This is a genomic window from Leptolyngbya sp. NIES-2104 (assembly GCF_001485215.1).
GTDB lineage: Bacteria > Cyanobacteriota > Cyanobacteriia > Leptolyngbyales > Leptolyngbyaceae > Leptolyngbya.
On sequence record NZ_BBWW01000001.1, the window covers coordinates 3,793,125 to 3,814,569 of the forward strand.

Annotated in this window: 21 protein-coding genes; 10 read left to right on the top strand and 11 right to left on the bottom strand. The window is 47.8% G+C overall.

Annotated features, from left to right (window positions below; all coding sequences use genetic code 11):
* From NIES2104_RS17985 to NIES2104_RS18000, 4 genes are all read right to left on the bottom strand, one after another.
* Complete coding sequence (locus NIES2104_RS17985) at positions 1-387, bottom strand: VOC family protein (protein WP_058999649.1); 387 nt, start codon at positions 385-387, stop codon at positions 1-3.
* Between the two features lie 71 nt (positions 388-458).
* Positions 459-1,136 (bottom strand): hypothetical protein, encoded by a 678-nt coding sequence (locus tag NIES2104_RS17990; protein ID WP_058999650.1) that lies wholly within the window; start codon positions 1,134-1,136, stop codon positions 459-461.
* Positions 1,133-1,921, bottom strand: coding sequence for a D-alanyl-D-alanine carboxypeptidase family protein (locus NIES2104_RS17995; RefSeq protein WP_058999651.1), 789 nt, complete (start codon positions 1,919-1,921; stop codon positions 1,133-1,135). The genes NIES2104_RS17990 and NIES2104_RS17995 overlap by 4 nt, the downstream gene beginning before the upstream one ends.
* A gap of 58 nt (positions 1,922-1,979) precedes the next feature.
* Positions 1,980-3,290, bottom strand: coding sequence for a sorbosone dehydrogenase family protein (locus tag NIES2104_RS18000; protein ID WP_058999652.1), 1,311 nt, complete (start codon positions 3,288-3,290; stop codon positions 1,980-1,982).
* A 218-nt stretch (positions 3,291-3,508) separates the two neighbouring features.
* On the opposite strand from NIES2104_RS18000, the gene NIES2104_RS18005 reads away from it, so the two are divergent.
* From NIES2104_RS18005 to cysW, 3 genes are all read left to right on the top strand, one after another.
* Positions 3,509-4,651, top strand: coding sequence for a sulfate ABC transporter substrate-binding protein (locus NIES2104_RS18005; RefSeq protein ID WP_058999653.1), 1,143 nt, complete (start codon positions 3,509-3,511; stop codon positions 4,649-4,651).
* 62 nt (positions 4,652-4,713) lie between these two features.
* Positions 4,714-5,604 (top strand): sulfate ABC transporter permease subunit CysT, encoded by an 891-nt coding sequence (cysT, locus tag NIES2104_RS18010; RefSeq protein WP_058999654.1) that lies wholly within the window; start codon positions 4,714-4,716, stop codon positions 5,602-5,604.
* 2 nt (positions 5,605-5,606) lie between these two features.
* Complete coding sequence (cysW, locus tag NIES2104_RS18015; protein ID WP_058999655.1) at positions 5,607-6,464, top strand: sulfate ABC transporter permease subunit CysW; 858 nt, start codon at positions 5,607-5,609, stop codon at positions 6,462-6,464.
* 1 nt (position 6,465) lies between these two features.
* Here the strand turns inward: cysW and NIES2104_RS18020 are convergent, their stop codons facing one another.
* From NIES2104_RS18020 to NIES2104_RS18035, 4 genes are read right to left on the bottom strand one after another with little or no spacing between them, the layout of a single operon-like run.
* Positions 6,466-6,936 carry an NUDIX domain-containing protein gene (locus tag NIES2104_RS18020; RefSeq protein WP_058999656.1) on the bottom strand — a complete coding sequence of 157 codons (471 nt, stop codon included), beginning with the start codon at positions 6,934-6,936 and terminating at the stop codon, positions 6,466-6,468.
* Positions 6,933-7,262 carry a type II toxin-antitoxin system RelE/ParE family toxin gene (locus tag NIES2104_RS18025; protein ID WP_058999657.1) on the bottom strand — a complete coding sequence of 110 codons (330 nt, stop codon included), beginning with the start codon at positions 7,260-7,262 and terminating at the stop codon, positions 6,933-6,935. Before NIES2104_RS18025 ends, NIES2104_RS18020 begins: the two co-directional genes overlap by 4 nt.
* On the bottom strand, positions 7,259-7,519 hold the full coding sequence (locus NIES2104_RS18030) for a hypothetical protein (protein WP_058999658.1): 261 nt from the start codon (positions 7,517-7,519) through the stop codon (positions 7,259-7,261). The genes NIES2104_RS18025 and NIES2104_RS18030 overlap by 4 nt, the downstream gene beginning before the upstream one ends.
* 30 nt (positions 7,520-7,549) lie before the next feature.
* Positions 7,550-8,119 (bottom strand): L,D-transpeptidase, encoded by a 570-nt coding sequence (locus tag NIES2104_RS18035; protein WP_058999659.1) that lies wholly within the window; start codon positions 8,117-8,119, stop codon positions 7,550-7,552.
* A gap of 199 nt (positions 8,120-8,318) precedes the next feature.
* Between NIES2104_RS18035 and NIES2104_RS18040 the strand changes: the two genes are divergently transcribed.
* The 4 genes from NIES2104_RS18040 (at position 8,319) to NIES2104_RS18055 (ending at position 11,036) form a co-directional block, all read left to right on the top strand.
* Positions 8,319-8,567 (top strand): hypothetical protein, encoded by a 249-nt coding sequence (locus NIES2104_RS18040; protein WP_192843606.1) that lies wholly within the window; start codon positions 8,319-8,321, stop codon positions 8,565-8,567.
* 105 nt (positions 8,568-8,672) lie between these two features.
* A complete protein-coding gene (locus NIES2104_RS18045; RefSeq protein WP_058999661.1) occupies positions 8,673-9,332 on the top strand; it encodes a sigma-70 family RNA polymerase sigma factor in 660 nt (219 codons plus the stop codon).
* A 195-nt stretch (positions 9,333-9,527) separates the two neighbouring features.
* A complete protein-coding gene (locus NIES2104_RS18050; RefSeq protein WP_225895260.1) occupies positions 9,528-10,013 on the top strand; it encodes an anti-sigma factor in 486 nt (161 codons plus the stop codon).
* A 66-nt stretch (positions 10,014-10,079) separates the two neighbouring features.
* The gene (locus NIES2104_RS18055; protein ID WP_058999663.1) at positions 10,080-11,036 is read left to right on the top strand and encodes a DUF362 domain-containing protein; all 957 of its coding nucleotides are present in this window, start codon (positions 10,080-10,082) and stop codon (positions 11,034-11,036) included.
* 9 nt (positions 11,037-11,045) lie between these two features.
* On the opposite strand, the gene malQ is transcribed toward NIES2104_RS18055, so the two are convergent.
* Positions 11,046-12,533 (bottom strand): 4-alpha-glucanotransferase, encoded by a 1,488-nt coding sequence (gene malQ / locus NIES2104_RS18060; protein ID WP_263970985.1) that lies wholly within the window; start codon positions 12,531-12,533, stop codon positions 11,046-11,048.
* Positions 12,534-12,707: 174 nt separating this feature from the next.
* Here malQ and treS point away from each other — a divergent pair, with 174 nt between their 5' ends.
* Positions 12,708-15,989 (top strand): maltose alpha-D-glucosyltransferase, encoded by a 3,282-nt coding sequence (gene treS / locus NIES2104_RS18065; RefSeq protein ID WP_263970986.1) that lies wholly within the window; start codon positions 12,708-12,710, stop codon positions 15,987-15,989.
* A 119-nt stretch (positions 15,990-16,108) separates the two neighbouring features.
* A complete protein-coding gene (locus NIES2104_RS18070) occupies positions 16,109-18,337 on the top strand; it encodes a SulP family inorganic anion transporter (protein WP_156426987.1) in 2,229 nt (742 codons plus the stop codon).
* Positions 18,338-18,576: 239 nt separating this feature from the next.
* Here NIES2104_RS18070 and uvrC read toward each other — a convergent pair whose 3' ends face one another.
* The gene (gene uvrC, locus NIES2104_RS18075; RefSeq protein WP_058999666.1) at positions 18,577-20,538 is read right to left on the bottom strand and encodes an excinuclease ABC subunit UvrC; all 1,962 of its coding nucleotides are present in this window, start codon (positions 20,536-20,538) and stop codon (positions 18,577-18,579) included.
* A 119-nt stretch (positions 20,539-20,657) separates the two neighbouring features.
* Here uvrC and NIES2104_RS18080 point away from each other — a divergent pair, with 119 nt between their 5' ends.
* A complete protein-coding gene (locus NIES2104_RS18080) occupies positions 20,658-20,846 on the top strand; it encodes a hypothetical protein (protein ID WP_058999667.1) in 189 nt (62 codons plus the stop codon).
* A 55-nt stretch (positions 20,847-20,901) separates the two neighbouring features.
* Here NIES2104_RS18080 and NIES2104_RS18085 read toward each other — a convergent pair whose 3' ends face one another.
* The gene (locus NIES2104_RS18085) at positions 20,902-21,309 is read right to left on the bottom strand and encodes a PleD family two-component system response regulator (RefSeq protein ID WP_058999668.1); all 408 of its coding nucleotides are present in this window, start codon (positions 21,307-21,309) and stop codon (positions 20,902-20,904) included.
* Between the last annotated feature and the right edge of the window lie 136 nt (positions 21,310-21,445).

Genomic DNA, 21,445 nt, shown 5'->3' on the forward strand with positions numbered 1-21,445 from the left:
TTAAATCGGGCTACATATTTCAACCAGAATGCCGTCTAGGTCTCGTACATAAGCTACAATTTGTCCCCAAGGTTTTATTTTGGGTTCGACAACTGCGATCGCTCCCGCTTGTATGGCTTGGTCAAAAGCGGCGGGCACATCCTCTGAAACTAATCCGATTTCGATTCCTGCTGGAGGAGTCGATCGACTGTTGGGTAAGAATCCTTTGGGTAAGTTCGATTGGGCAAGGTCGATCGCAGCAAACGCGAGTGCTGTTCCACCCGTTTCCATTTCAGCATATTGATTGCTCTCATGAATGAAGCGCGGTTTTAAGCTGAATGCTTTCTCGTAGAAGGTGACGGATTCAGGAACATTCTGCACATAGAGAATCGTATAGGCGAATTTCATCTTGTTCCTCCTGGATGAAAATCAATTGAAGCAAGATTAGTACATGCGCTCGAATTAAGCAAGGGTTAGCTTTATTTCGCGCTCTGGATTGCGCTGTAGCATTGTTCGATCGATTGTTTCTCCCGTAACGCCTCAACTAATGCTTCATACGCTGATTGATGATTTTGCAACAGTTCTTTGGCTCTCAGAATCGAGAGTCTTTCTCGCTGCGGGAGTTCGGAAGCGGGAATGCCTAATTTAGTCAGAGTCTCGCGGAATTTTTGGCGATCGTCGTTTCCGCCTTGAGAAGTGCCGTACGCAATCTGTTCTGCTGCAATTCCCGACATCCAAACCGTACAATAGCGCTCGACTAATTGAGCCGATAGCTTGCCTTGCTTTAATTCGGCTTCGAGTTCTTGGGTGTCGAATTGTACGCCGCCTTGCCCGGATTGTCCTTGTCGAAAGGTTTCCCACGCGCTGAGGGTGTAGCCGACGACGGGAATTTCGAGCTGTTGGGCGGTAAGAAAATGTCCGGCTTCGTGGCGTAGAACGCGATCGCGATATTCAGGAGAGAATCGAGCAAACCAATCGAGCGCGATCGAGCCGAATTTGCCTTGCCATTGAAATGAATCGAGGGTGGCGAGTCCGAGAATGCTGAAGGTTGCGAGTGCGGGAATCGCAGGGGAAATGTGTAGTAGGGGACTGAGGAGCGTTGAGAGGGTCATCGTGAAGATGGCGATCGCAACGAGATTCAAAGCGGTTTCGTTCATGGTGAGGCGGGTTTGAATTCTTTGGCGCGGTAGAAGGTTTCTAGACTGTTTTTATCTCCGACAAATCGCCAGTGCCACGGTTCATACGTTACGCCTTGCTTGTTACCTTTGGGAAATGACATCTCAAAGTTATAGCGGGCGGCGTTGTTTTGGAGCCATTTGAAAGCAGCGGTTTGGTCGAAATCGGGACTGAGATTAGTGGCGGGGACGTTGCCGTCTCCGATGTCGATCGCGTATCCGGTGTGGTGTTCGCTGTGTCCTGGAGGAGCACTCACGAGTGCCCGTTCTTGCGGGGTTTGTTCACGTTCTGCTTTGACATCGAAGTAAACTTGCTCTTGTTCTTTTACCGAACGGAATCCAGACAAGGGATTGAGTGCGATACCTGCTGCGCTTGCCGCTTCTGACATTTCCTTAAATGCTCTTGCGGCGGGAATTCGCATTCTGATACCGCCATCGGCTGTGATCGCTTCTAGCTCGGATTGGGGGGCTTCTTCGTAGGGGAAGTGATTGAGCAATCGCCCATCGCTAGACGGTGAAGGAGAGGTAGACGCGATCGGGCTTGGAGAGGAGCTGACTTCGGGCGGGCGAGTTTGAGCGGCTTGATACGCAAACCAACCGCCAATAGAAAGAAGTGCGATCGCGCTGAGTCCACCGAGCCACCAAAGCCAGGTCAGTGAGCGCGGTTTTTGCACCGTTTCGACGACGGTTTCACGTTCTGCGATCGGGATGTCTTCAAAGGTGGGGGGATCTTGCGGAGGTTTTCCGGGTGGGCTTGTGTTACTCAAACGGTCATCTCCTCAACTTCACTTTATTTAGTATCTCAGGCGAATGAGCGATCGAATGTTATTTGCCAGTATATTGAACGCGGTAAATTCGATTATTGGCTTCATCGGTGAAGATGAGACTGCCATCGTTGAGAACCAATAAACCAACGGGTCTACCCCAAGTGGTGGGAGCTTTCGGATCGAGCAAAAATCCGGTGAGAAAATCTTCATATTGTCCGGTGGGGCGACCGTCGCTGAAGGGGACGAATACAAGTTTATACCCGGTTCCTGAAGAGCGATTCCACGATCCCCGGAACGCAACGAAGGCTCCATTTCGATATTTTTCTGGGAAGGTGTTTCCGGTGTAAAAACGTAGTCCTAATGCGGCAGAATGCGCCTCAAATAAAACATCTGGGGTGCGCGTTTTGGCGGCGAGATCGGGACGGGTGCTTTTTCCATTTTCTTTTACATGTCGGGGATCGAGTCGATCGGGGGTGAGATAGGCATAGGGCCAACCGTAGAAGGCGTTTTCATCGACTTGAGTGAGATAATCAGGAACGAGTCCATCTCCAAGCTGATCCCGTTCGTTGACTGTGGCGAAAAGTGCTCCGGTAGCTGGATTAAAGTCGAGTCCAACGGGATTACGTAAACCAGAAGCGAAGGTGCGTCGATCGCTGCCGTCTAAGTTCATCACCTGAACTGAAGCTCTGGGTAATGGTTCTTCATCGGCATTCGATCGAGATCCGATTGAAACGAATAATCTTTGTCCATCGGGAGAAGTGACCACGTTTCTCGTCCAGTGCTGGTTGTAGCCTTGTCCGGGAAGTTCCGCGATTTTTTCACCGCGTCCTGAAATGCGATCGTTCGCATAGGGGAATCGCAACACGGCATCGGTATTCGCGACATAAAACGAGTCGCCCGCAAAGGTCATTCCAAAGGGTAAATTTAAGCCGTTTTCAGCGGTGGCGAAGGGTCTACGGCTAAAAACCGCGCCGTCTCGATGCTGCAAGCGGGTGATCTGATTTCTGCGAGTTTCGGTCACGAGAACATCACCATTGGGAGCCAGCGTCAGCCAACGGGGTCGATCGAGTCCTTCTGCAAACACATTGACAGTAAAGCCAACTGGAACTCTAAGAATGGGATTATCAGGAACCGGAACGACTGTAGGCGGTTTGGAGGCGGTATTCGACTCATTCGGTTGAGGGAGTTGGGCGAGGTCAATGCGAATCGGTTCGGGGTTGAGAACTTCTGTGCGGATGTTGCGGTTTGGTGTGGAGGCTTGTGCCGAATGCGGTTCGGACGTGCTTTGAGAAGCCGGAGCCGTACAGGAACTCAACGTCGCGATCGCGAACAGTGCAGCGATCGCACCTTTAGAAAAACGAGTCAGCATGGGGCAAGAGAGGCAGGTAACTTGCTACTAGAGTACAGACTGAAATCAAATCTGACATCCTTGGGAGAGTAGATCTTTCTAACTATTTCATTACAAAACCGCGTAAATCGCTCAAGAAATCGGAGATACTTATTGCGATCTTTGACATTCCTCGATAGGATGAAGGTCGTGAAAAATACGGCAACACCAGTGAGAAACCGTAGAACGAAGGAGAGCATATGAGAGGTTGGCGGTTTGAGATCGATTGGGCGAGATTTGCTCAGGCATTTCAGAGGATATGGGCGAAGCAGTCGTTGAGAAAGTCGGTTTCGCTGTTTGTGGTCGGAGCGACGCTGAGTTTTGCGATCGCAGCGTGCAGCAGTGGTAATAATGCTTCAAATCCAACGGCTGGAGGAAACGCGAGTCCGGTTGCAAATCAGAGCCGAGATGTCGAATTAACGCTCGTGGGATACGCGATTCCGAAGGCGGCTCATGATGCAATTATTCCAAAGTTTGTCGAGCAGTGGAAACGCGATAAAGGTCAGAACGTGACCTTCAAGCAGAGCTACGGCGGTTCCGGTTCTCAAACTCGTGCGATCATTGACGGTTTGGAAGCAGACATTACTCACTTGGCATTAGCAGCGGATACTGGAAAGCTGGTGAAAGCAGGACTAGTAAATGCTGATTGGGAAACTAAAGCACCGAACAATGGAACGGTTGCGAAGACAGTTGCCGCGATCGTGACTCGTCCTGGCAATCCCAAAGGAATTAAGACCTTCCAAGATCTAACTCGCAGCGACGTGAAGTGGGTGACTCCTGATCCGAAAACTTCGGGCGGTGCACGTTGGAACTTCTTGGTGCTGTGGAACGATGCACTGAAGCGGAACAACAACGATGAAGCTAAAGCAAAAGAATTTGTGGCGCAGGCTTACAAAAACGTAGCAGTGTTGGCGAAAGATGCGCGTGAAGCGACCGATGCGTTCTCGAAGCAAGGTCAAGGTGATGCGCTGATTCAATATGAGAATGAAGTGATTCTCGCCAAGCAGAAAGGTGAACAGCTTGATTATGTGGCTCCGGACACGAATATTTCGATCGATACTCCGATCGCGATCGTGGATAAGAACGTGGATAAACACGGCACTCGCGAAGTCGCAGAAGCATTTGTGAAATACTTGTTTACTCCAGAAGCTCAGGCTGAATTTCTCAAGCTCGGCTTCCGTCCGCTCGATGCCGCTTCCGCAGCGAAAGCGGATACAGCTAAGTTACCTGAAGTGGAGACCTTGGCATCGATCAAGGACTTTGGCGGTTGGGATGCCGCGCAGAAGAAATTCTTTGAAGATGGTGGCGTGTTTGATCAAACGTTAGCCTCCGCGAAACAGTAAACTAGTTCAACCGCGATCGTGATTTAACGATCGCGGTATTTTCATATCGGAGTAAGGTCGCGATGGTTGCTTCCAGTCCTACGGGGTCTGAGAAAATCCCAGCTTGGAAAGTATTTTTGAGGTCGATCGTGCAAACGCCTTGGACGTGGCGGATTATGATCGGCTATCTCACGATTATGCTGTTTGTTCCAGTGATCGCGATGTTGTTGAAAGCATCGACCACGGGATTTGAGCGATTTTGGAGTATTGCCACAAGTCCGATCGCGTTGGCGACGTATGACATTACGTTTACGACTTCACTGATTGCAGCTTTGATCAATGGCGTGTTTGGCACGCTGATTGCTTGGGTGCTGGTGCGGTACGACTTTCCGCTGAAGCGATTTGTCGATGCGTCGGTGGATTTGCCGTTTGCACTTCCGACAGCAGTTGCGGGTTTAACGCTGGCAACGGTGTATAGCGAAAATGGATGGATTGGTTCGCTGTTTGCGCCGTTTGGCATTAAGATTGCCTTCACTCGGTTGGGGGTTGGGATCGCGATGGTCTTTATCTCTTTGCCGTTTGTGATTCGGACGGTGCAACCTGTCTTAGCGGAAATGGAGAAAGAAACTGAAGAAGCGGCTTGGAGCTTGGGCGCGTCGGAGTGGGAGACGTTTCGCCATGTGATTTTGCCGCCGTTGCTGCCTGCGATTTTGACCGGAGTTGCATTAGGGTTCTCTCGTGCGGTCGGTGAGTATGGCTCGACTGTGATTATTTCTTCTAATACACCGTTTCGAGATCTGATCGCGCCTGTGTTGATTTTTCAGCGGTTAGAACAATACGATTATGCGGGTGCAACTGTGATCGGCGTTGTTCTATTATTCATTTCGCTGTTGATGCTGTTGGGCTTGAACTTTTTGCAAGCTTGGGGCAGACGATATGACAATAATTCTTCGAGTAGACGGGTAGGACATTAGGCATGAGTACGATCGTAGAATCACCCCGGACAAGAGAGAAAGCAGCGGGGAAGAAAATCGAATGGGTTCCGGTCGTGCTGATTACGATCGCGATCGCGTTTCTCGCACTGATTATTTATATTCCGGCGATCAATGTCTTTTATCAAGCGTTTAGAAAGGGCGTTGGTCCGTTTCTGGCAAATATTCGGCAGCCGAACTTTCTTGTCGCCGTGAGATTGACGGTCTTGCTGGCTTTGATCTCAGTGCCGATCAATACGATTTTTGGACTGTGTGCAGCTTGGGCACTGGCACGAAAACAGTTTCGAGGTCGAACTTTACTGCTCAGTATCATCGATCTACCGTTTGCGATTTCTCCGGTAGTTGCGGGTTTGATGCTGGTTTTGCTGTATGGGCGCAATGGGTGGTTTGGCCCACTGTTGGATGCTGCGGATATCAGGATTATTTTTGCGTTTCCAGGGATGGCACTCGCAACGATGTTTGTGAGCTTGCCGTTTGTGGCGCGTGAAGTGATTCCGGTGCTTGAAGAGATTGGACCGGAACAGGAAGAAGCAGCGAGTACTTTGGGGGCGAATAACTGGCAGACATTCTGGAGGGTGACGCTTCCGAGTATTCGTTGGGGATTGCTGTATGGTTTGATTTTGACGAATGCGAGAGCGATGGGCGAATTTGGTGCGGTGTCGGTTGTTTCCGGTAACATCGCGGGTAAAACTCAGAGTTTGCCACTGTTTGTGGAAGAAGAATACAAGCAGTATGCAACTGAATCAGCTTATTCGGCTGCGGTTTTGCTGGCGTTGTTGGCTGTGGTGACGCTGGTTGTGAAAGAGATCATGCAGCGTAAGACTAAAGGACAAGAAGAATGATTTATTGGCGCGATTGTAGTCCGAGATAGTGAACGGTGGGAAAGTCTGCTTTCAAATCTTGCCAAAAGCGATCGCGCAATTCTTCGGGATAGACAATGATTTGATTGAGTTCGTGCTGCTTGAACCATCGAAGCTCGGTGATCCAATCGGAATCGGGTGAAGTGGGAGGAAGATGTTCGATCGTAGGCGTTCCTGAAAAGCGATCGACGACACAAAAGAATTCACAGCTTCGGGTGTCTGATGGAGCGTGGTAAAACTCTCGGACATAAGCAATTCTCGATAAGCTTGCGGTGAGTCCCGTTTCTTCAAAGATTTCACGAGCGGCACAGGCAAAAATGGATTCGTCTTCCCGCTCGATGCCGCCACCGGGAGGAACCCAGGTTGTTTCTCCGGTGATGGGAGATTTGTGCGCGACTAATAGGATTTCATCGGCTCGGACGACTAAACCTGCCGATCGAATTCGGTGTTTCATTGTTCTTCTGAAAATTCAGCAAATAGTGTAGGCAGATCGCGTGACCCTTGCACGATTTTCAAAATTTCGATTCCGCCTTGAATAGGTCGATAGAAAATCAGGTAATCATCGAAGCCTTTTGGTTTCCATGATCGCATTTCAGCAAGAGCAGTGACACCAAAATCTCGACGGACTCCAAGCTTTGGTTGCGATGCTAATAGGGAGAAAGCTTGATCACAGGCATCATAAAATCGCAGTCCCGCATCGACTCCTGCATAGGTCGCGATATTCACTGCTTCTCGATCGAGGTCTGCACTCGCAGTTGGTCGAATTCTAATTCGTCTCACGATGCACCATTGCTAAATCGCTGTAACAAGTTTTGGCGTTTATTTTCCCAGTATTCGGGTGTAACCTCGATCGAATCTCCAGATGCCAAACTCTCTTGCACCATTGCTTCTAGCTTTTGAGTTTCACGCCGTTTTTGGTCTTCTTGGATCAGCGTGCGAACATACTCGCTAGGTGTGCTGTAATTATCTTCCTGCACTCGTGCTTCGATAAATTCTCTGAGTGATTCGGGTAGAGAAATATTTAGTGGGATCTCCATACGTACCTCAAGCTTAAAAGAGATAAAACCTTATTTTTTCACGATAACCGGAGTTCCGACCTGGATCTCTTTATATAGTGCCATCACATCAGCATTTTTCATTCTGAGACAGCCATGTGAAACGGCTTGCCCGATCAGTGAATAATCTGTTGTGCCGTGAAATCCGATGAGTAGCTTGTCTTGTGAAGTGAAGCCGATCCAGCGTTTACCCAATGGATTATCTTTACTGCCGGGTGGAATTTTTTCGCCTGTAATCGGATGGAGCCAAGCGGGATTCTCGTACATTTGCTGCACTTTAAATGTGCCTATGGGTGTTTCCCAGCCTTCTTGCCCGATCGCAATTGGATAAGTCGCTTTCAGTTTTCTGTTCTCGTACAGCCGGACTCTACGATCGCTCAAATCGACAATCAACTTCGTGTCAATGACCGGAGTGGGTTTGGGACTAGGGGCGATGATCGTTTGGAAATTTGGCAATTCGATTTTCGGAAGCGCGATTGCAGGTAATCGGCGCAATTGTAAAACTGCGATCGTACATCCCGCTAATACACAGAAGGTCATTAGCGCTCTCGGAAGCGATGGATTTTGAATCCTTGCTGGCATATCCGACTCGAAAATTTCTGCAACTTTTTTATTTTGCCTGGAACTCCTTGAGTCGTCTGTGAATCTTAGGACGCAAGTCGGTTCACTCTATAGGTATACCATTGTCAAAATCGTAACTACTACGGAGATTGCTTCTAATAACCGGAAGATCTAGGAATTTTAAGATTCTTACCAAGGTTAGATGAAGTGTCAATTGAAAATGGTTCAAGCCGAAGAACGGAATCTACAATGCTGGCAAACGTGGTGTTTCGGTGTGAGTAGAGCAATGCAAGAAAAATTATTTTTAGCGATCGTCATCACGATCGCTCTAAGTTGGCTCCATAACTGGTCAAACCCGACTCCAAACAGCTTGAGAACTTCAAGCGAGACGGAGCCGCATCATTTGGCAAGCTTTTTTGATGAAAATCTATCGGAAAGCGTATTTCTGTTGCAGGATTCTGTCAGGTAGAACGGGCGCGAGATATCCTGGATCAGATCAGTCAACAAGATGGAACTTATTCTTGGCGGTTAGAGTCATTCACAACGGAACGTCAAACAACACCGTCATCCGCCCATGAGTCAGTCCCTTCCTGTATCCTGGTCATCGATCGAGCCAAAGGTTCTTCAGAGTCCAGTGCAAGCAGAAAAACTCTCCAATTACGATCTAGTGTTGCAGTGTCAGACCGGACATCGCCCGGAGAAAGCCGTCTTTTCGGAACTCATGCGGCGGTACCAGTCTCATGTCGATAAAGTTTTGTATCATCTTGCTCCGGATTGGCAAGACCGCGCTGATTTGGCTCAAGAAGTCTGGATTCGCGTGTACCGCAACATTACCCGCCTGAATGAACCGGTCAAATTCCGTGGGTGGCTCAGCCGGATCGCCACGAATTTGTTTTACGATGAACTTCGCAAGCGCAAGCGGACAGCTACGCCGCTTTCACTCGATGCCCCGTTGTCGCTGGACGATGGTGAAATGGATTGGGAAATTGCCGCCGCAACCCCTGGACCCGATGAAGATTTGACAACGCGGGAATTCTACGATCAGTTGAATGAAGCGATCGCGGATTTGCCTGAAGTTTTCCGCACGACGATCGTGCTCCGGGAAATCGAAGGCATGGCGTATGAAGAAATTGCAGAACTGACTGGCGTGTCGCTTGGAACCGTGAAATCGCGGATTGCTCGTGCACGTCATCGGTTACAGTCTCAACTGCAACAGTATCTTGACGGAGCGTAGAATTTAAACTCTCCGTAAGATTACAAAAACTTCAGATTGGCTTTGTTAATATACTTCCAGACGTAGCTCCAAATGAGAATTGTGCTTTGAGGAGTAGTTGATTACACTGAAAATCGTTCGACACCTTGCAGGCATTCTCAACTACAAGATAGTGAACTCTCGATGAACTCCAATTTTGACTCGCTCAATAACGCTATGCCTCCTTCGCCCGATTCCCAGTTAAACGCCCGCGATCGCTTTGAGTTGCTTAGTGCCTATTTGGATGGGGAAGTGACTGCAAGTGAGCGCAAACAAGTTGAAGAATGGTTATCTACCGATCCGTCTGTCCAACAGCTTCATGCTCGCTTGTTGAAGCTTCGTTCTGCGTTTCGATCCCTTCCTGCTCCGGCTCCGGTTCAATCGGTTGAGAAGACTGTGGATCAGGTGTTGGCAAAGGTCGATCGTCGTCCAAGATTTCGATTGGTTTGGGGTGGAGCTGCGATCGCGGCTGCTTTTATGGGTGCGGTGTCGCTGTTTAGTGTTCGCCAGCCTCAGATTGCTGAAGTGAATCCGCCTCAACAGCCTGCGGTGCAAGCGCAAAAACAGCCGACGAATCCAGATGATTTGATGGTAGCGCTCGATCGTCCAGTAGTGTCGATCAAGGTTGCCAATACTCAACCGGGTTCGCGTAGTCGGAATTAAAAAGGTATGGATTGGAATTCTTAGGAATCGAGGTTACAGTATCAAAAACTCTTACCTCGCTGACCTATGAATTCTGCTGTTAGTCTACTTCGCGCAACCTCCTACGATTTAAGTGAACTCCGGGCGGCGCTCGAAACCTTGCTTGAACCGCTAGGAGGGATGAGCGCAGTTGTGAAACTGGGCGATCACGTTTTACTCAAGCCGAATTTGCTCACGGGTGCACGTCCGGGAAAAGAATGCGTCACTCGCCCTGAAATCGTCTACTGTGTGGCGAAAATGGTGCAGGAAGCAGGCGGAAAGCCATTTCTCGGAGATAGTCCTGCATTTGGAAGCGCTCAGGGAGTGGCGAAAGCTAGCGGGTATCTGCCGTTAATTGAATCGATCGAGCTACCGATCGTGGAATTTAAAGGAAACCGCTACGAAACGGTTGGCGAAGAATTTAATCATTTATTGCTTTGTAAAGAAGCGATCGAAGCGGATGTCGTGATCAATTTGCCGAAGGTGAAATCTCACATGCAATTGACGGTCACGATGGGCGTGAAGAATCTATTTGGTTGTGTTCCAGGCAAGATGAAAGCTTGGTGGCATATGGAAGCTGGAAAAGATCAATCGCGCTTTGGCACGATGTTAGTCGAAACGGCGCGAACGATCGACCCGGATTTGACGATCGTCGATGGCATCATTGGGCATGAGGGGAATGGTCCGAGTGGGGGTGAACCGAGAGAATTAGGAGTGTTGGGAGCATCGCGGGATGTATTTGCGCTCGATCGCTCGATTGTGGACATTCTCAAGGTTGCTCCGGCGACTGTTCCCACGATCGTGGCAAGTCAGCGATTGGGATTGTGTTCAACGATCGACGAAATTGAGTTCCCGCATCTTCATCCGAATGATTTGCAAATCGCGGATTGGCGGTTGCCCGATAAGATGATGCCGATCGATTTTGGTGCGCCTCGTGTGCTGAAATCGACCTTCAAACATCTTTACATTCGATTTATCAAAGAACCAATGACCGCTTATCGCTAACTTAAGAAGCTAACGGATGAGCCGACCGTAGCAAGCGGTCATTGATCGTAGTTTCTCTGCCAGTTCATCTGCTAGCAACTCAGAGCTAGAATACCGCCATCGCCAATTCCCAGCATATTGACTCGGATCATTCATGCGCGATCGACCATCGAGTCCAAGAATGTCTTGCAATGCTGGAATCGCCCACACCGCTACAGAAGCAAATGACATTCTGACCAGCAGCCAATGAATTGTGGATTCATCAGGATGAGAGCCGATGTATTGAGCAAAAAACTCTTTTTCCTGGGTGGGTGCAGTGTTCCACCAGCCGATCGCAGTATCGTTATCGTGTGTTCCAGGATAAACGACGCAGTTTTGCACATAGTGATGCGGCAGATGAGTGTTGGTAGCATCATCACTGAAAGCAAACTGTAGAATTTTCATGCCGGGGAAATCGAAGCGATCGCGCAATTCTTCCACTTCAGGGGTAATGATTCCAAGGTCTTCAGCCAGAATCGGCAATCGACCTAAACGCTCTCCCAACGTTTCAAAGAATTCGGCTCCCGGTGCTTCGATCCATTCTCCATTGATAGCGGTTTCTTCGCCTGCGGGAACTTGCCAATAAGCTTGGAAGCCGCGAAAGTGATCGACTCGAACAATGTCTACATACTGCAAGGTGGTTTGAAAGCGTTGAATCCACCATTCATAGTTGCTTTTTTGCAGTTGATTCCAGTCGTACACTGGATTGCCCCAAAGCTGTCCGGTCGCACTGAAATAGTCCGGAGGAACGCCCGCGATGAAGGTCGGCTCAAACGTTTCCGGGTCGAGCTTGAAAATCTCTGGATGCGCCCAAACATCGGAACTGTTATGACAAACATAGATTGAGATATCACCAATAATTTGAATGTTCTTCGCATTCGCATATCGACGGAGTTTCATCCATTGTTCAAAAAACTTGAACTGTAGAAACTGATGAAATTGGATGGGGGTTTTTAAGGTTTGGGAAATCGTCTCGATCGCAGTTGGATCACGTCTTGCAATTTCTGAATCCCATTGATTCCAATTCTTACCCGGATTCGCTTCGAGCAATGCCATGAACAACGTAAAATCATCGAGCCATGCCGCTTGTTCTTCGCAGAACTGATCAAAATCTGCGTCAGGTTGAAAGCGATCGAATGCAAGCTTTAACAGCTTTGTTTTGTAGGGAATAACGCGATCGAATTCTACTTTTTCTAAGCTACCTTCAAGCGGAATCAGTTCCTCTGGTTTGAGTAATCCGTTTTCAGCAAGCTGTTCTAAGCTAATCATCAAAGGATTGCCAGCGAACACACTAAAGTTCATGGTGTAGGGCGAATGTTCGTAGCCTGTCGGTGCTAGAGGTAAAATTTGCCAAAGAGACTGACCACTTTTGGCTAAAAAATCAACAAATTCATACGCCGATCGTCCCAAGTCTCCGATGCCAAATTGACTCGGTAAACTGGTCGGATGTAGAAGGATTCCGCTCGATCGCTGAAACATCACCCAAACTTCTCCACGCTAATCACGGTCGCAGTTTAAGAAAGTTCGATCGTAAAGTCATGATTCTAAAGATGGAACTTTGATTACAGAAATTTATCGTAAAGAATCAGTCTTAGGATCATGATGAAAATAGCTGGGATCAACTAGCGTAATACCGTAATTCCAGGGAAATCAATGCTGACGATGATGCAGTCCTCAATGCTGAACTACGATCCCCAATGGTACAAAGATGCCATTATCTACGAAGTTCCAGTTCGCGCATTTGCCGATAGTAATGGAGATGGAATCGGGGATTTCCGGGGCTTAACTGAAAAGCTAGACTATCTGCAAAATCTCGGTGTGACTGCACTTTGGTTGCTGCCATTTTTCCCGTCCCCGTTGCGCGATGATGGATATGACATTGCAGATTACAACAATGTAAATCCAATCTACGGCACATTAGAAGACTTTCAAGCGTTTCTCGATGCTGCCCATGCTCGTGGAATTCGGGTCATTATTGAACTGATTATTAATCACACCTCTGATCAGCATCCTTGGTTTCAACGTGCTCGACGTGCTCCGGAAGGGTCAATCGATCGAGATTTTTATGTCTGGACCAACACTCCTGAGAAGTACCAGGAAGCCCGAATTATCTTTCAGGATTTCGAGATTTCCAACTGGACATGGGATGCAGTTGCTAAATCTTATTTCTGGCATCGCTTCTACTCGCATCAACCCGATCTGAACTATGACAATCCAGCCGTTCAAGAAGCGGTGTTTGAAGTGCTCGATTTTTGGTTGAAGATGGGTGTCGATGGCTTAAGAATGGATGCTGTGCCTTATCTTTATGAGCGGGAAGGAACGAACTGTGAGAACTTACCGGAAACTCATGCGTTCTTAAAAAAGCTGCGTCAGCGAGTCGAAGAGAATTATCCTGAATGTATGTTGCTGGCAGAAGCGAACCAATGGCCCGAAGATGCCGCAGCTTATTACGGGGATGGTGATGAGTGTCATATGAACTTTCACTTTCCATTGATGCCGCGATTGTTTATGTCGGTGCGAATGGAAGATAGCTTTCCGATTAGCGATATTTTGCAGCAAACACCCGCGATTCCAGAAAACTGTCAGTGGGGAATTTTTCTACGAAATCACGATGAATTGACTCTAGAAATGGTCACGGATGAAGACCGGGACTATATGTATCGGGTGTATGCTCAAGATCGAGAAATGCGGGTCAATCTGGGCATTCGGCGGCGATTAGCTCCCTTGCTCGGAAACGATCGACGACAAATCGAATTGCTCAACAGTCTCTTACTCTCACTGCCGGGAACTCCTGTGCTGTACTACGGTGATGAGATTGGCATGGGGGACAATGTGTATGTGGGCGATCGTAATGGCGTTCGGACACCGATGCAGTGGAGTGACGATCGCAATGCTGGATTTAGTCGAGCAAATCCACACAAGCTTTATCTACCACTGATTGTGGATTCTGAGTACAACTATACGACGGTGAATGTAGAAGCTCAACGATCGAATCCTAATTCTCTTTTGAACGCAATGCGGCGGTTGCTTGCAACTCGTAAACGATTTCAAGCCTTCGGGCGTGGAGAGTTTCAGCTATTACACCCCGAAAATCGTAAAGTTCTAGCTTTTACTCGTACGTTTAAAGATGAATGTATTTTAGTCATCGCGAACCTTTCTCGATTTGTCCAAACTGTGGAACTGAATTTGTCTGAGTTTTCAGGCTCGATTCCAGTTGAAATCTTTGGTCGAACTGAGTTTCCACCCGTTCAGGATTCGCCTTACTTTCTGAGCTTGGGAGCTTATGCGTTCTATTGGTTTAGCCTAAAGCCGCAGGAAGTTGAGCCAACCGTCGAGGGACAGTTACCGACGATTAAACTAACAGGGGATTGGCAGACGGCATTTACTCGATCGACGAGCAAAGCCACTTTAGAAAATGTGCTCACCCGTCACTTAATGCAGCAGCAGTGGTTTCGTGCCAGAACGCGATCGATTCAATCGACACAAATCACTGAATCGATCACGATTCCTTACCAATCGAATGAAGCTCAGATGATTTGGCTGCAAGTCAACTATCTGCAAGGACAACCAGAAACCTACATTGTGATGGTTGGTCATGCTGATAGCAATCACACGCTTCCCAGTGAATCGATTATTGCTCAAATCGAAGGTGACGGCGCGTTATTTGCTGCGATCGCGGATTCGTCTTTTCTCCTTGGACTTTTGGAACTATTCTCTAAAGGCGATCGCTATTCTGGACAGCTCGGACAATTGAGCGCGACAGCGATTGAGCCATTTTCAGCTTTAGAAGCCAGTATTTTTAAGGGTGAACATGACAATACTTCGATCCTCTATGGTGAATCGGTTAAAACCAACGCAGAAGCAAACTTAATTCTGAAACTGTTCCGCATTGTTGAAGAAGGGATTAATCCAGAGCTTGAAATGCGGCAGTTTCTACAATCGCGATTCACTCAGGTTCCAAGAATTGTAGGGACGCTAAACTATCGAATTCCTGGAAAGCCCGCTTCAACGATCGCGATTCTACAAGAATTTATCTCAGATGCTCGTAACACTTGGGACTATACGCTGGATAGTCTCCGTACCTATTTTGATTCTGTAATTACTTCTGAAGCTGAAGTTCCCACCACACTCGATGAGATTCCTGAAAGTGCTCAAACTGCGATCGCGACTTATCTGGTGAATATTGAACTACTCGCACAGCGAACCGCAGAATTACACATTGCATTAGCATCCGATCACGAAACTCCTGAGTTCAAACCAGAACCCTTTACCTCGCTGTATCAGCGATCGATTTATCAATATGCTCGAAATCTTACGGGTCAGGTCTTCCTCGCTTTACGAAATGCGCTGCATCGGATTGATGATCCACTGCTTGCTCGCGAAGTTTTAGAACGCTATCAGCCTTGCCTCGATCAATTTCGCACTATCTTAGATGTGAAAATTACGGCACTGCGGACTCGGTACCACGGAGACTATCATCTGGGACAAGCACTTTACACCGGAAAAGACTTTTTATTGATTGACTTTGAGGGTAATACTTTGCGGAGTTTAAGCGATCGACGAATGAAACGATCACCGCTGCGAGATGTTGCTGGAATGCTTCAATCGATTTCTGATGCAAGTGTGATCGCGCTAAACAATGAAGTTAGCACTGCGGAATTTGCACCTGAACAACTGGAAAAAATGAAGCAATGGGCTGAGCTTTGGAAACATTGGGTTAGTACAACGTTTTTGAATGCTTATTTAGAAGTGGCGCGTCAGGATAGCTTTTTACCACAGAATGATCAAGAGCTACAACCCTTGTTAGATCATTACTTGTTAGAGAAAGCAATTTTTGATTTAGGAAAAGCGTTGAATGACCGATCGCCGCATCTCGAAATCGCCATGCAGCGGATTCTTGAGCTTTGTTCTGAACCATCAGCACAAACAATTTAGATCGAACTACAATATCTGTCTCAAGAAGGAAACTTTGCATTGACCTGAATTAAGTCGATCGAAGTTCTATACGATAAGCACAGCTAGAATATCTCTTCTATTGTTGCTTTTTAATTGCAGTGGTTTCTATTCCAGACTCTAAATCTAATACTAGCCCAGTGTTCTCGAACAGCATTGCGGGCGCAATCATGGGCTTGCTGACTGTCACGAGTGCCGTGTCTTTCGGTACTCTAATTTTTTCAGGAGAACTTGCGCCCTTTATGCCATTTGGAATCGGGCTACTATTATTTAGCTCGGTGATTATTAGCGGTGTGATCACGGCTTTAAGTTCCTATCCTCCGATCGTTGCCACGATCGCAGAAGTGACAGTTCCAATCTTTAGCCTAATTTCGCGACAGGTTGTGGCAGCAATGCCTGATGCTCCTGTCGAACAGAAACTCATGACCGTGATTGCAACGTTGATTTTCAATAGTTTCATGACGGGTGTGATCTTTCTGGGGTTGGGTCGGTTCAAGCTTGGAAGCTTTGTTCGATTTATTCCTTATCCGGTTGTGGGTGGCTTCCTTGCAGGAATTGGAGCATTGCTCTTTGTGGCAGCGTTTCAGGCGGTTTCAGGACTGAATTTGCAACCCTTTTCGCTGGCTGCATTCTTTGAGTCGAATGTTTTCTGGCAATGGTTTCCGGCTGTCTTGTTTGCGGCGGCAATGTTTGTTGTGCCTCAACGAATTAAGAGTGTGCTAGTTTATCCCAGCATTCTGTTTGGGTCGATCGCACTTTTCTACGTTGCACTCATGCTGTTTGGCATCCCGATCGAGCAAGCCAACGATCGAGGCTGGTTATTAAACAGCGTTCCCGCAGGCGGACTTTATCGCTTTGTCACGCTTCAAGCGCTGCAACAAGCAGACTGGAGCGTGATTATTCAGCAGATTCCGACTCTGGCGGCACTATGGTTAATTAGCGCGATCGCACTTTTACTTCACGGAAACGGGGTTGAACTGGTTGCCTCTCGCGATCTCGATTTGAATCGAGAACTCAAAGCGGCGGGAGTTGCGTCTTTAATCGCTGGAGTCGGGGGCGGAGTTGGCGGATTTCTGAGTGCTGGAGAAAACTCCCTGGCTTATCAATTAGGGGCGCGAGGGCGATTAGTCGGATGGATGATTTCAGCGATCTGTCTTGCAATGTTGTTGGGTGGTGCATCGTTACTGTCGCTGTTTCCAAAGTTCATTTTGATTGGAATGCCATTGTTAATTACGGCTGAGTTTTTTAACGAATGGCTCTATGAAGCTTGGTTTCGCTTCGATCGTGCAGAGTATGCAATCATCGTATTGATTGTGCTGACGACGATTACGGTGGGATTTTTACAAGCGACTGGCGTGGGTTTAGTGAGCGCGATCGTGCTTTTCGTGATTAACTACAGTCGTCTCACTGTGACTCGTCGAACTAGCGCAGGCGCATATCATCACAGTAATGTGTTACGCACCTCTGAAGAACTTGAGATTTTAGAAGCTCAAGGAGAACAGCTTTATATTGTTGAGTTGCAAGGACTAATCTTTTTTGGAACAGCAAATAAACTGTTGAATCAAATTCGCGATCGCATTAACGATGATCAATTACCGCCTGTTCGCTATGTGCTTCTCGATTTTCGCCTAGTCAGTGGACTCGATGCTTCAGCGGTTCTCAGCTTTGCCAAGCTCAAACAAGTCGCACATCAAAAACAGGTACATTTCATTTACACCCATATTTCTGCTCAAGCGAAAGAACGTTTGAAACAGGGAGAATGTCTCGATGAAGCTGATCCACTCTGTCACCTTTTCCCCGACTTAGATCGAGGGTTGGAATGGTACGAGCAGCAAATTTTGCAACAGTATCGATCGCATGATGAAAACCCGTCTCAATCTCCCGAATCGGCTCTAACAGCGTATCTCAAAGCAGATTTTGCAGATCCGAATCAAGTCGATCGCTTAATGCACTGTCTAGAAATGTGTCAGGTAGCTGAAGGTGAATTTCTATTTCATCAAGGCGATCTGTACAATGGCTTGTACTTTGTGGCATCGGGTCAAGTGAGTGTGGTGCTCAAACTCAAGAATGGAGACAATAAGCGAATTCGGACGTACACGACGGGAAACACGATCGGAGAAATGGGACTTTACCGCCGCACAGTGCGAATGGCTTCTGTCGTCGCAGATCAGCCAAGTACGCTGTATTTTCTATCGTCTGCTACTTTTGAACAACTTGAAACCACTGATCCAATGCTGGCAGCAAGCATTCATCGCTTTATTGTGACGCTCCTAGCAGAACGGCTGCAACATCGGGAAAAGGAATTGAGCTATTTATTAGAGTCGGTCTGAGTTTATGGAAAATCGATCGCACTCCCTGGCTAAGAGGATGTTTGAGAAGTACAAAAAGTCTTTTCGCTTCGATTGCGTCCCGCCCTGAAATGAATTTCGGGCTAACCGTGGGAAGTCTACTGAAGTAGACTGGGAACCAGTTTGAAGTTCTTAGTCCATTGAAATGGACTTGCGCCGATTAGCCCGAAATTCATTTCAGGGCGGGACGTTGCAACGAACGACAACTCTTCAAACATCCTCTAAGAAACCACCCCAGAATCGATCGATTCAGGAATGTCATCGATCGCTTCATCGCCCGGATGAAAGTATCGATAAATCTGCTTTGCGATCGCGATTCCAATCCCCGGAACTTTCGCTAATTGTTCTGGACTCGCTTCACGGATGTAATCGATCGACCGAAATTCCGCCAGTAACAACTTCTGCCGATGATGTCCCAAACCGGGAATCTCATCTAAGCTCGATCGCCGCATTCGAGTCGTGCGCTGCTGACGATGGAAACTCACTGCAAATCGGTGTGCCTCATCTCGTAATCGCCGCAGGAGTTGAACTCCAGGCTGTTCCGCATCCGTTTCGAGCGGGAGCGATTCACCCGGTAAGAAAATCTCTTCTCGCTGTTTTGCCAAACTCACGACTTTGATATCTTCAAGCAAGTTCATCTCCCGCAGCACATTCACCACGGCTGAAAGCTGACCTTTTCCACCGTCGATCATCACCACATCAGGAAAATCTGAGAGCGCATTCGATTTCAGACTCGAACTTTGAGAAGCAGGAACTAACGTTTCGCCTTTCGCTTTCGCCGCTGCGTACTTACGGAATCGACGAGAAATCACCTCTGCCATACTGGCAAAGTCATCCGATCGACCCGATCGCACTTCTGGATTTTTGATCTTATAGTGGCGATAATGCTGTTTCGCAGGCAGTCCATCGACAAATACGACTTGAGACGCGACCGCATCCGAGCCTTGAATATGCGAAATGTCGTAGCCTTCGACGCGACGCGGCAACTCTGGTAAGTCGAGAATTTCTGCCAGATCTTGCATCGCTTGAGTATTACGATCGGCAAATTTCTGAGTCCGAGCAAGCTCGATCGACGCATTGCGCTCAACCATTTCGACCAATTCCGCCTTAGTCTGACGCTGCGGAGCCACGATCGAGACTTTCCGCCCTTTCGATTGGCTGAGAAATTCCGACAGCATTTCGCTTTCCGGTAACTCATGCTGCACGAGAATTTCCGCTGGAATCTCGACCGGATCAACGGTTTGATAATGCTCTTCTAAAACGCGCTGAAGAATCGCTCCCGGTTCCGCGTGGGCATCCGCGAAGAATCCTAACCGCCCGACTAAGCGACCTGCCCGAATTTGGAAAAGCTGAATGCAGGCATGTTCTTCATCGGCGGCAAGCGCGATCGCGTCTTGCGAAACAGTATCATCCGGCAAAGCAACTTTTTGCTCTGCGCTCAGACTCTTCAATCCCGCAATCTGATCTCTCAATCGCGCCGCATACTCAAAATTCAGATCTTCCGCCGCTTTCTCCATCTGAGCCGCCAACGATTCTTCCAATTCGCGGGTTCGCCCTTGGAAAATCATCGCCACTTTCTGAACCGTCTTGCGGTAGTCCTCCGAAGAAATCATCGACTGACACACACCCGGACAGCGACCAATATCGTAATTCAGACAAGGACGATCTTTGAATAACGGCTGTGGACGTTGGCGCAGCGGAAAAATTCGCTTGACTAAATGAAGCGTCGTGCGGAGTGTACGGCTATCCACATACGGACCATAATAGCGATCGCGCTCTTTCGCCATTCGCCGCTTGCGAGTGATAAAAATCCGAGGATACGGCTCAGACCAAGTAATACAAAGATAGGGATACTTCTTATCGTCTTTGAGCAGCACATTAAAGTGCGGCTGATGCTGACGAATTAAGTTCGCTTCGAGCGCTAACGCTTCCGCTTCGGTATCCGTCACGATCACTTCGATCTCGACCACCTGACGCATCATCAGCGCGATTCGAGGACGAGTATCGTGACCATTGAAATACGATCGCAGTCGAGAGCGTAACCGTTTTGACTTACCAATGTAGAGAATTTGATCGGTACGATCGCGCATATAGTAAACCCCTGGCTCTTGAGGAATTTCTTTGAGCCGAGCTTCTAATCGTTCCGAATCGTCGATCAGCAGAGTCTGGGGGGAAACAGTCACTTAAAACTTTATGTAAAAGGTTGATATTTAAATTTTAAATCAATCCTCGCGCTCGAGGGTGACGATCACCGAACTCGCGTGATTATAGTCAGATTACCAGTACAGACTTGTCAAACCGTATGAATCTACAAGAGTTTGAGAGCCAAACTCGAAACAATATCGAAAGAGCGCTCACCCAATTACAAACAGCAACTCTATTACTTTCTGCGCTCGAAATTCAGATTCTCGAATCGGGCGACACCGTGAAAAATTTAAGTTTAACGATCGAACAATTTATCAATACCAATCAAGACAACACCTCGGTCTAACTTTTGGCGAAACTCAAGCGACTGATTCGGGAGCGCAACCGCTCTCGAATTTTTTTTATTCGATCGATCCCCTCACTTCCTCCTGAATCACCTGGAGCAATTCTTGAAGCCGAATCGGTTTGACCAAATACCGTCTGGCACCGAGATTTAGCGCCCGTCGCTGGTCTGCGATAAAAGCACGAGCCGAAACAACAATGACAGGAATCTGCCTCCACTCTGGATTCTGCTGCATCTGTTCTAAAATGTCACAACCATCAATATCGGGTAATTTTAAATCGAGTAGCACTACTTGAGGCTGAAAATCGATGAGTGCTTGGTCGAAGCCAATTCCAGTTGCCAACGCTAACACGGTGTAACCCTGGTAAATTAAATAGTCTTCGAGCAGTCTTCGATTCGGCTCATTGTCCTCAATTAGCAAAATTCGGATCGATAAATTCGATCTTGTTTCTCCTTCAGTTGTCATCGCGTATGCACCCTTGTTGACTATCATTTTCGGTCAACGTGGAGAAACAGCGGGAGCAATTCACGAATTCATCCTACTTAAAAAGCGGGTGAATTGTGCAGGACGCTCTATGTATCAAATTTCACACGGTTCTTTC

Coding starts and splice junctions, on each gene's coding strand:
- NIES2104_RS17985 (WP_058999649.1), bottom strand. CDS start 387: ATGAAATTCGCCTATACGATTCTCTATGTGCAGAATGTTCCTGAATCC.
- NIES2104_RS17990 (WP_058999650.1), bottom strand. CDS start 1,136: ATGAACGAAACCGCTTTGAATCTCGTTGCGATCGCCATCTTCACGATG.
- NIES2104_RS18000 (WP_058999652.1), bottom strand. CDS start 3,290: ATGCTGACTCGTTTTTCTAAAGGTGCGATCGCTGCACTGTTCGCGATC.
- NIES2104_RS18005 (WP_058999653.1), top strand. CDS start 3,509: ATGAGAGGTTGGCGGTTTGAGATCGATTGGGCGAGATTTGCTCAGGCA.
- cysT (WP_058999654.1), top strand. CDS start 4,714: ATGGTTGCTTCCAGTCCTACGGGGTCTGAGAAAATCCCAGCTTGGAAA.
- cysW (WP_058999655.1), top strand. CDS start 5,607: ATGAGTACGATCGTAGAATCACCCCGGACAAGAGAGAAAGCAGCGGGG.
- NIES2104_RS18020 (WP_058999656.1), bottom strand. CDS start 6,936: ATGAAACACCGAATTCGATCGGCAGGTTTAGTCGTCCGAGCCGATGAA.
- NIES2104_RS18030 (WP_058999658.1), bottom strand. CDS start 7,519: ATGGAGATCCCACTAAATATTTCTCTACCCGAATCACTCAGAGAATTT.
- NIES2104_RS18035 (WP_058999659.1), bottom strand. CDS start 8,119: ATGCCAGCAAGGATTCAAAATCCATCGCTTCCGAGAGCGCTAATGACC.
- NIES2104_RS18040 (WP_192843606.1), top strand. CDS start 8,319: ATGGTTCAAGCCGAAGAACGGAATCTACAATGCTGGCAAACGTGGTGT.
- NIES2104_RS18045 (WP_058999661.1), top strand. CDS start 8,673: ATGAGTCAGTCCCTTCCTGTATCCTGGTCATCGATCGAGCCAAAGGTT.
- NIES2104_RS18050 (WP_225895260.1), top strand. CDS start 9,528: ATGCCTCCTTCGCCCGATTCCCAGTTAAACGCCCGCGATCGCTTTGAG.
- NIES2104_RS18055 (WP_058999663.1), top strand. CDS start 10,080: ATGAATTCTGCTGTTAGTCTACTTCGCGCAACCTCCTACGATTTAAGT.
- malQ (WP_263970985.1), bottom strand. CDS start 12,533: ATGTTTCAGCGATCGAGCGGAATCCTTCTACATCCGACCAGTTTACCG.
- treS (WP_263970986.1), top strand. CDS start 12,708: ATGCTGACGATGATGCAGTCCTCAATGCTGAACTACGATCCCCAATGG.
- NIES2104_RS18080 (WP_058999667.1), top strand. CDS start 20,658: ATGAATCTACAAGAGTTTGAGAGCCAAACTCGAAACAATATCGAAAGA.
- NIES2104_RS18085 (WP_058999668.1), bottom strand. CDS start 21,309: ATGACAACTGAAGGAGAAACAAGATCGAATTTATCGATCCGAATTTTG.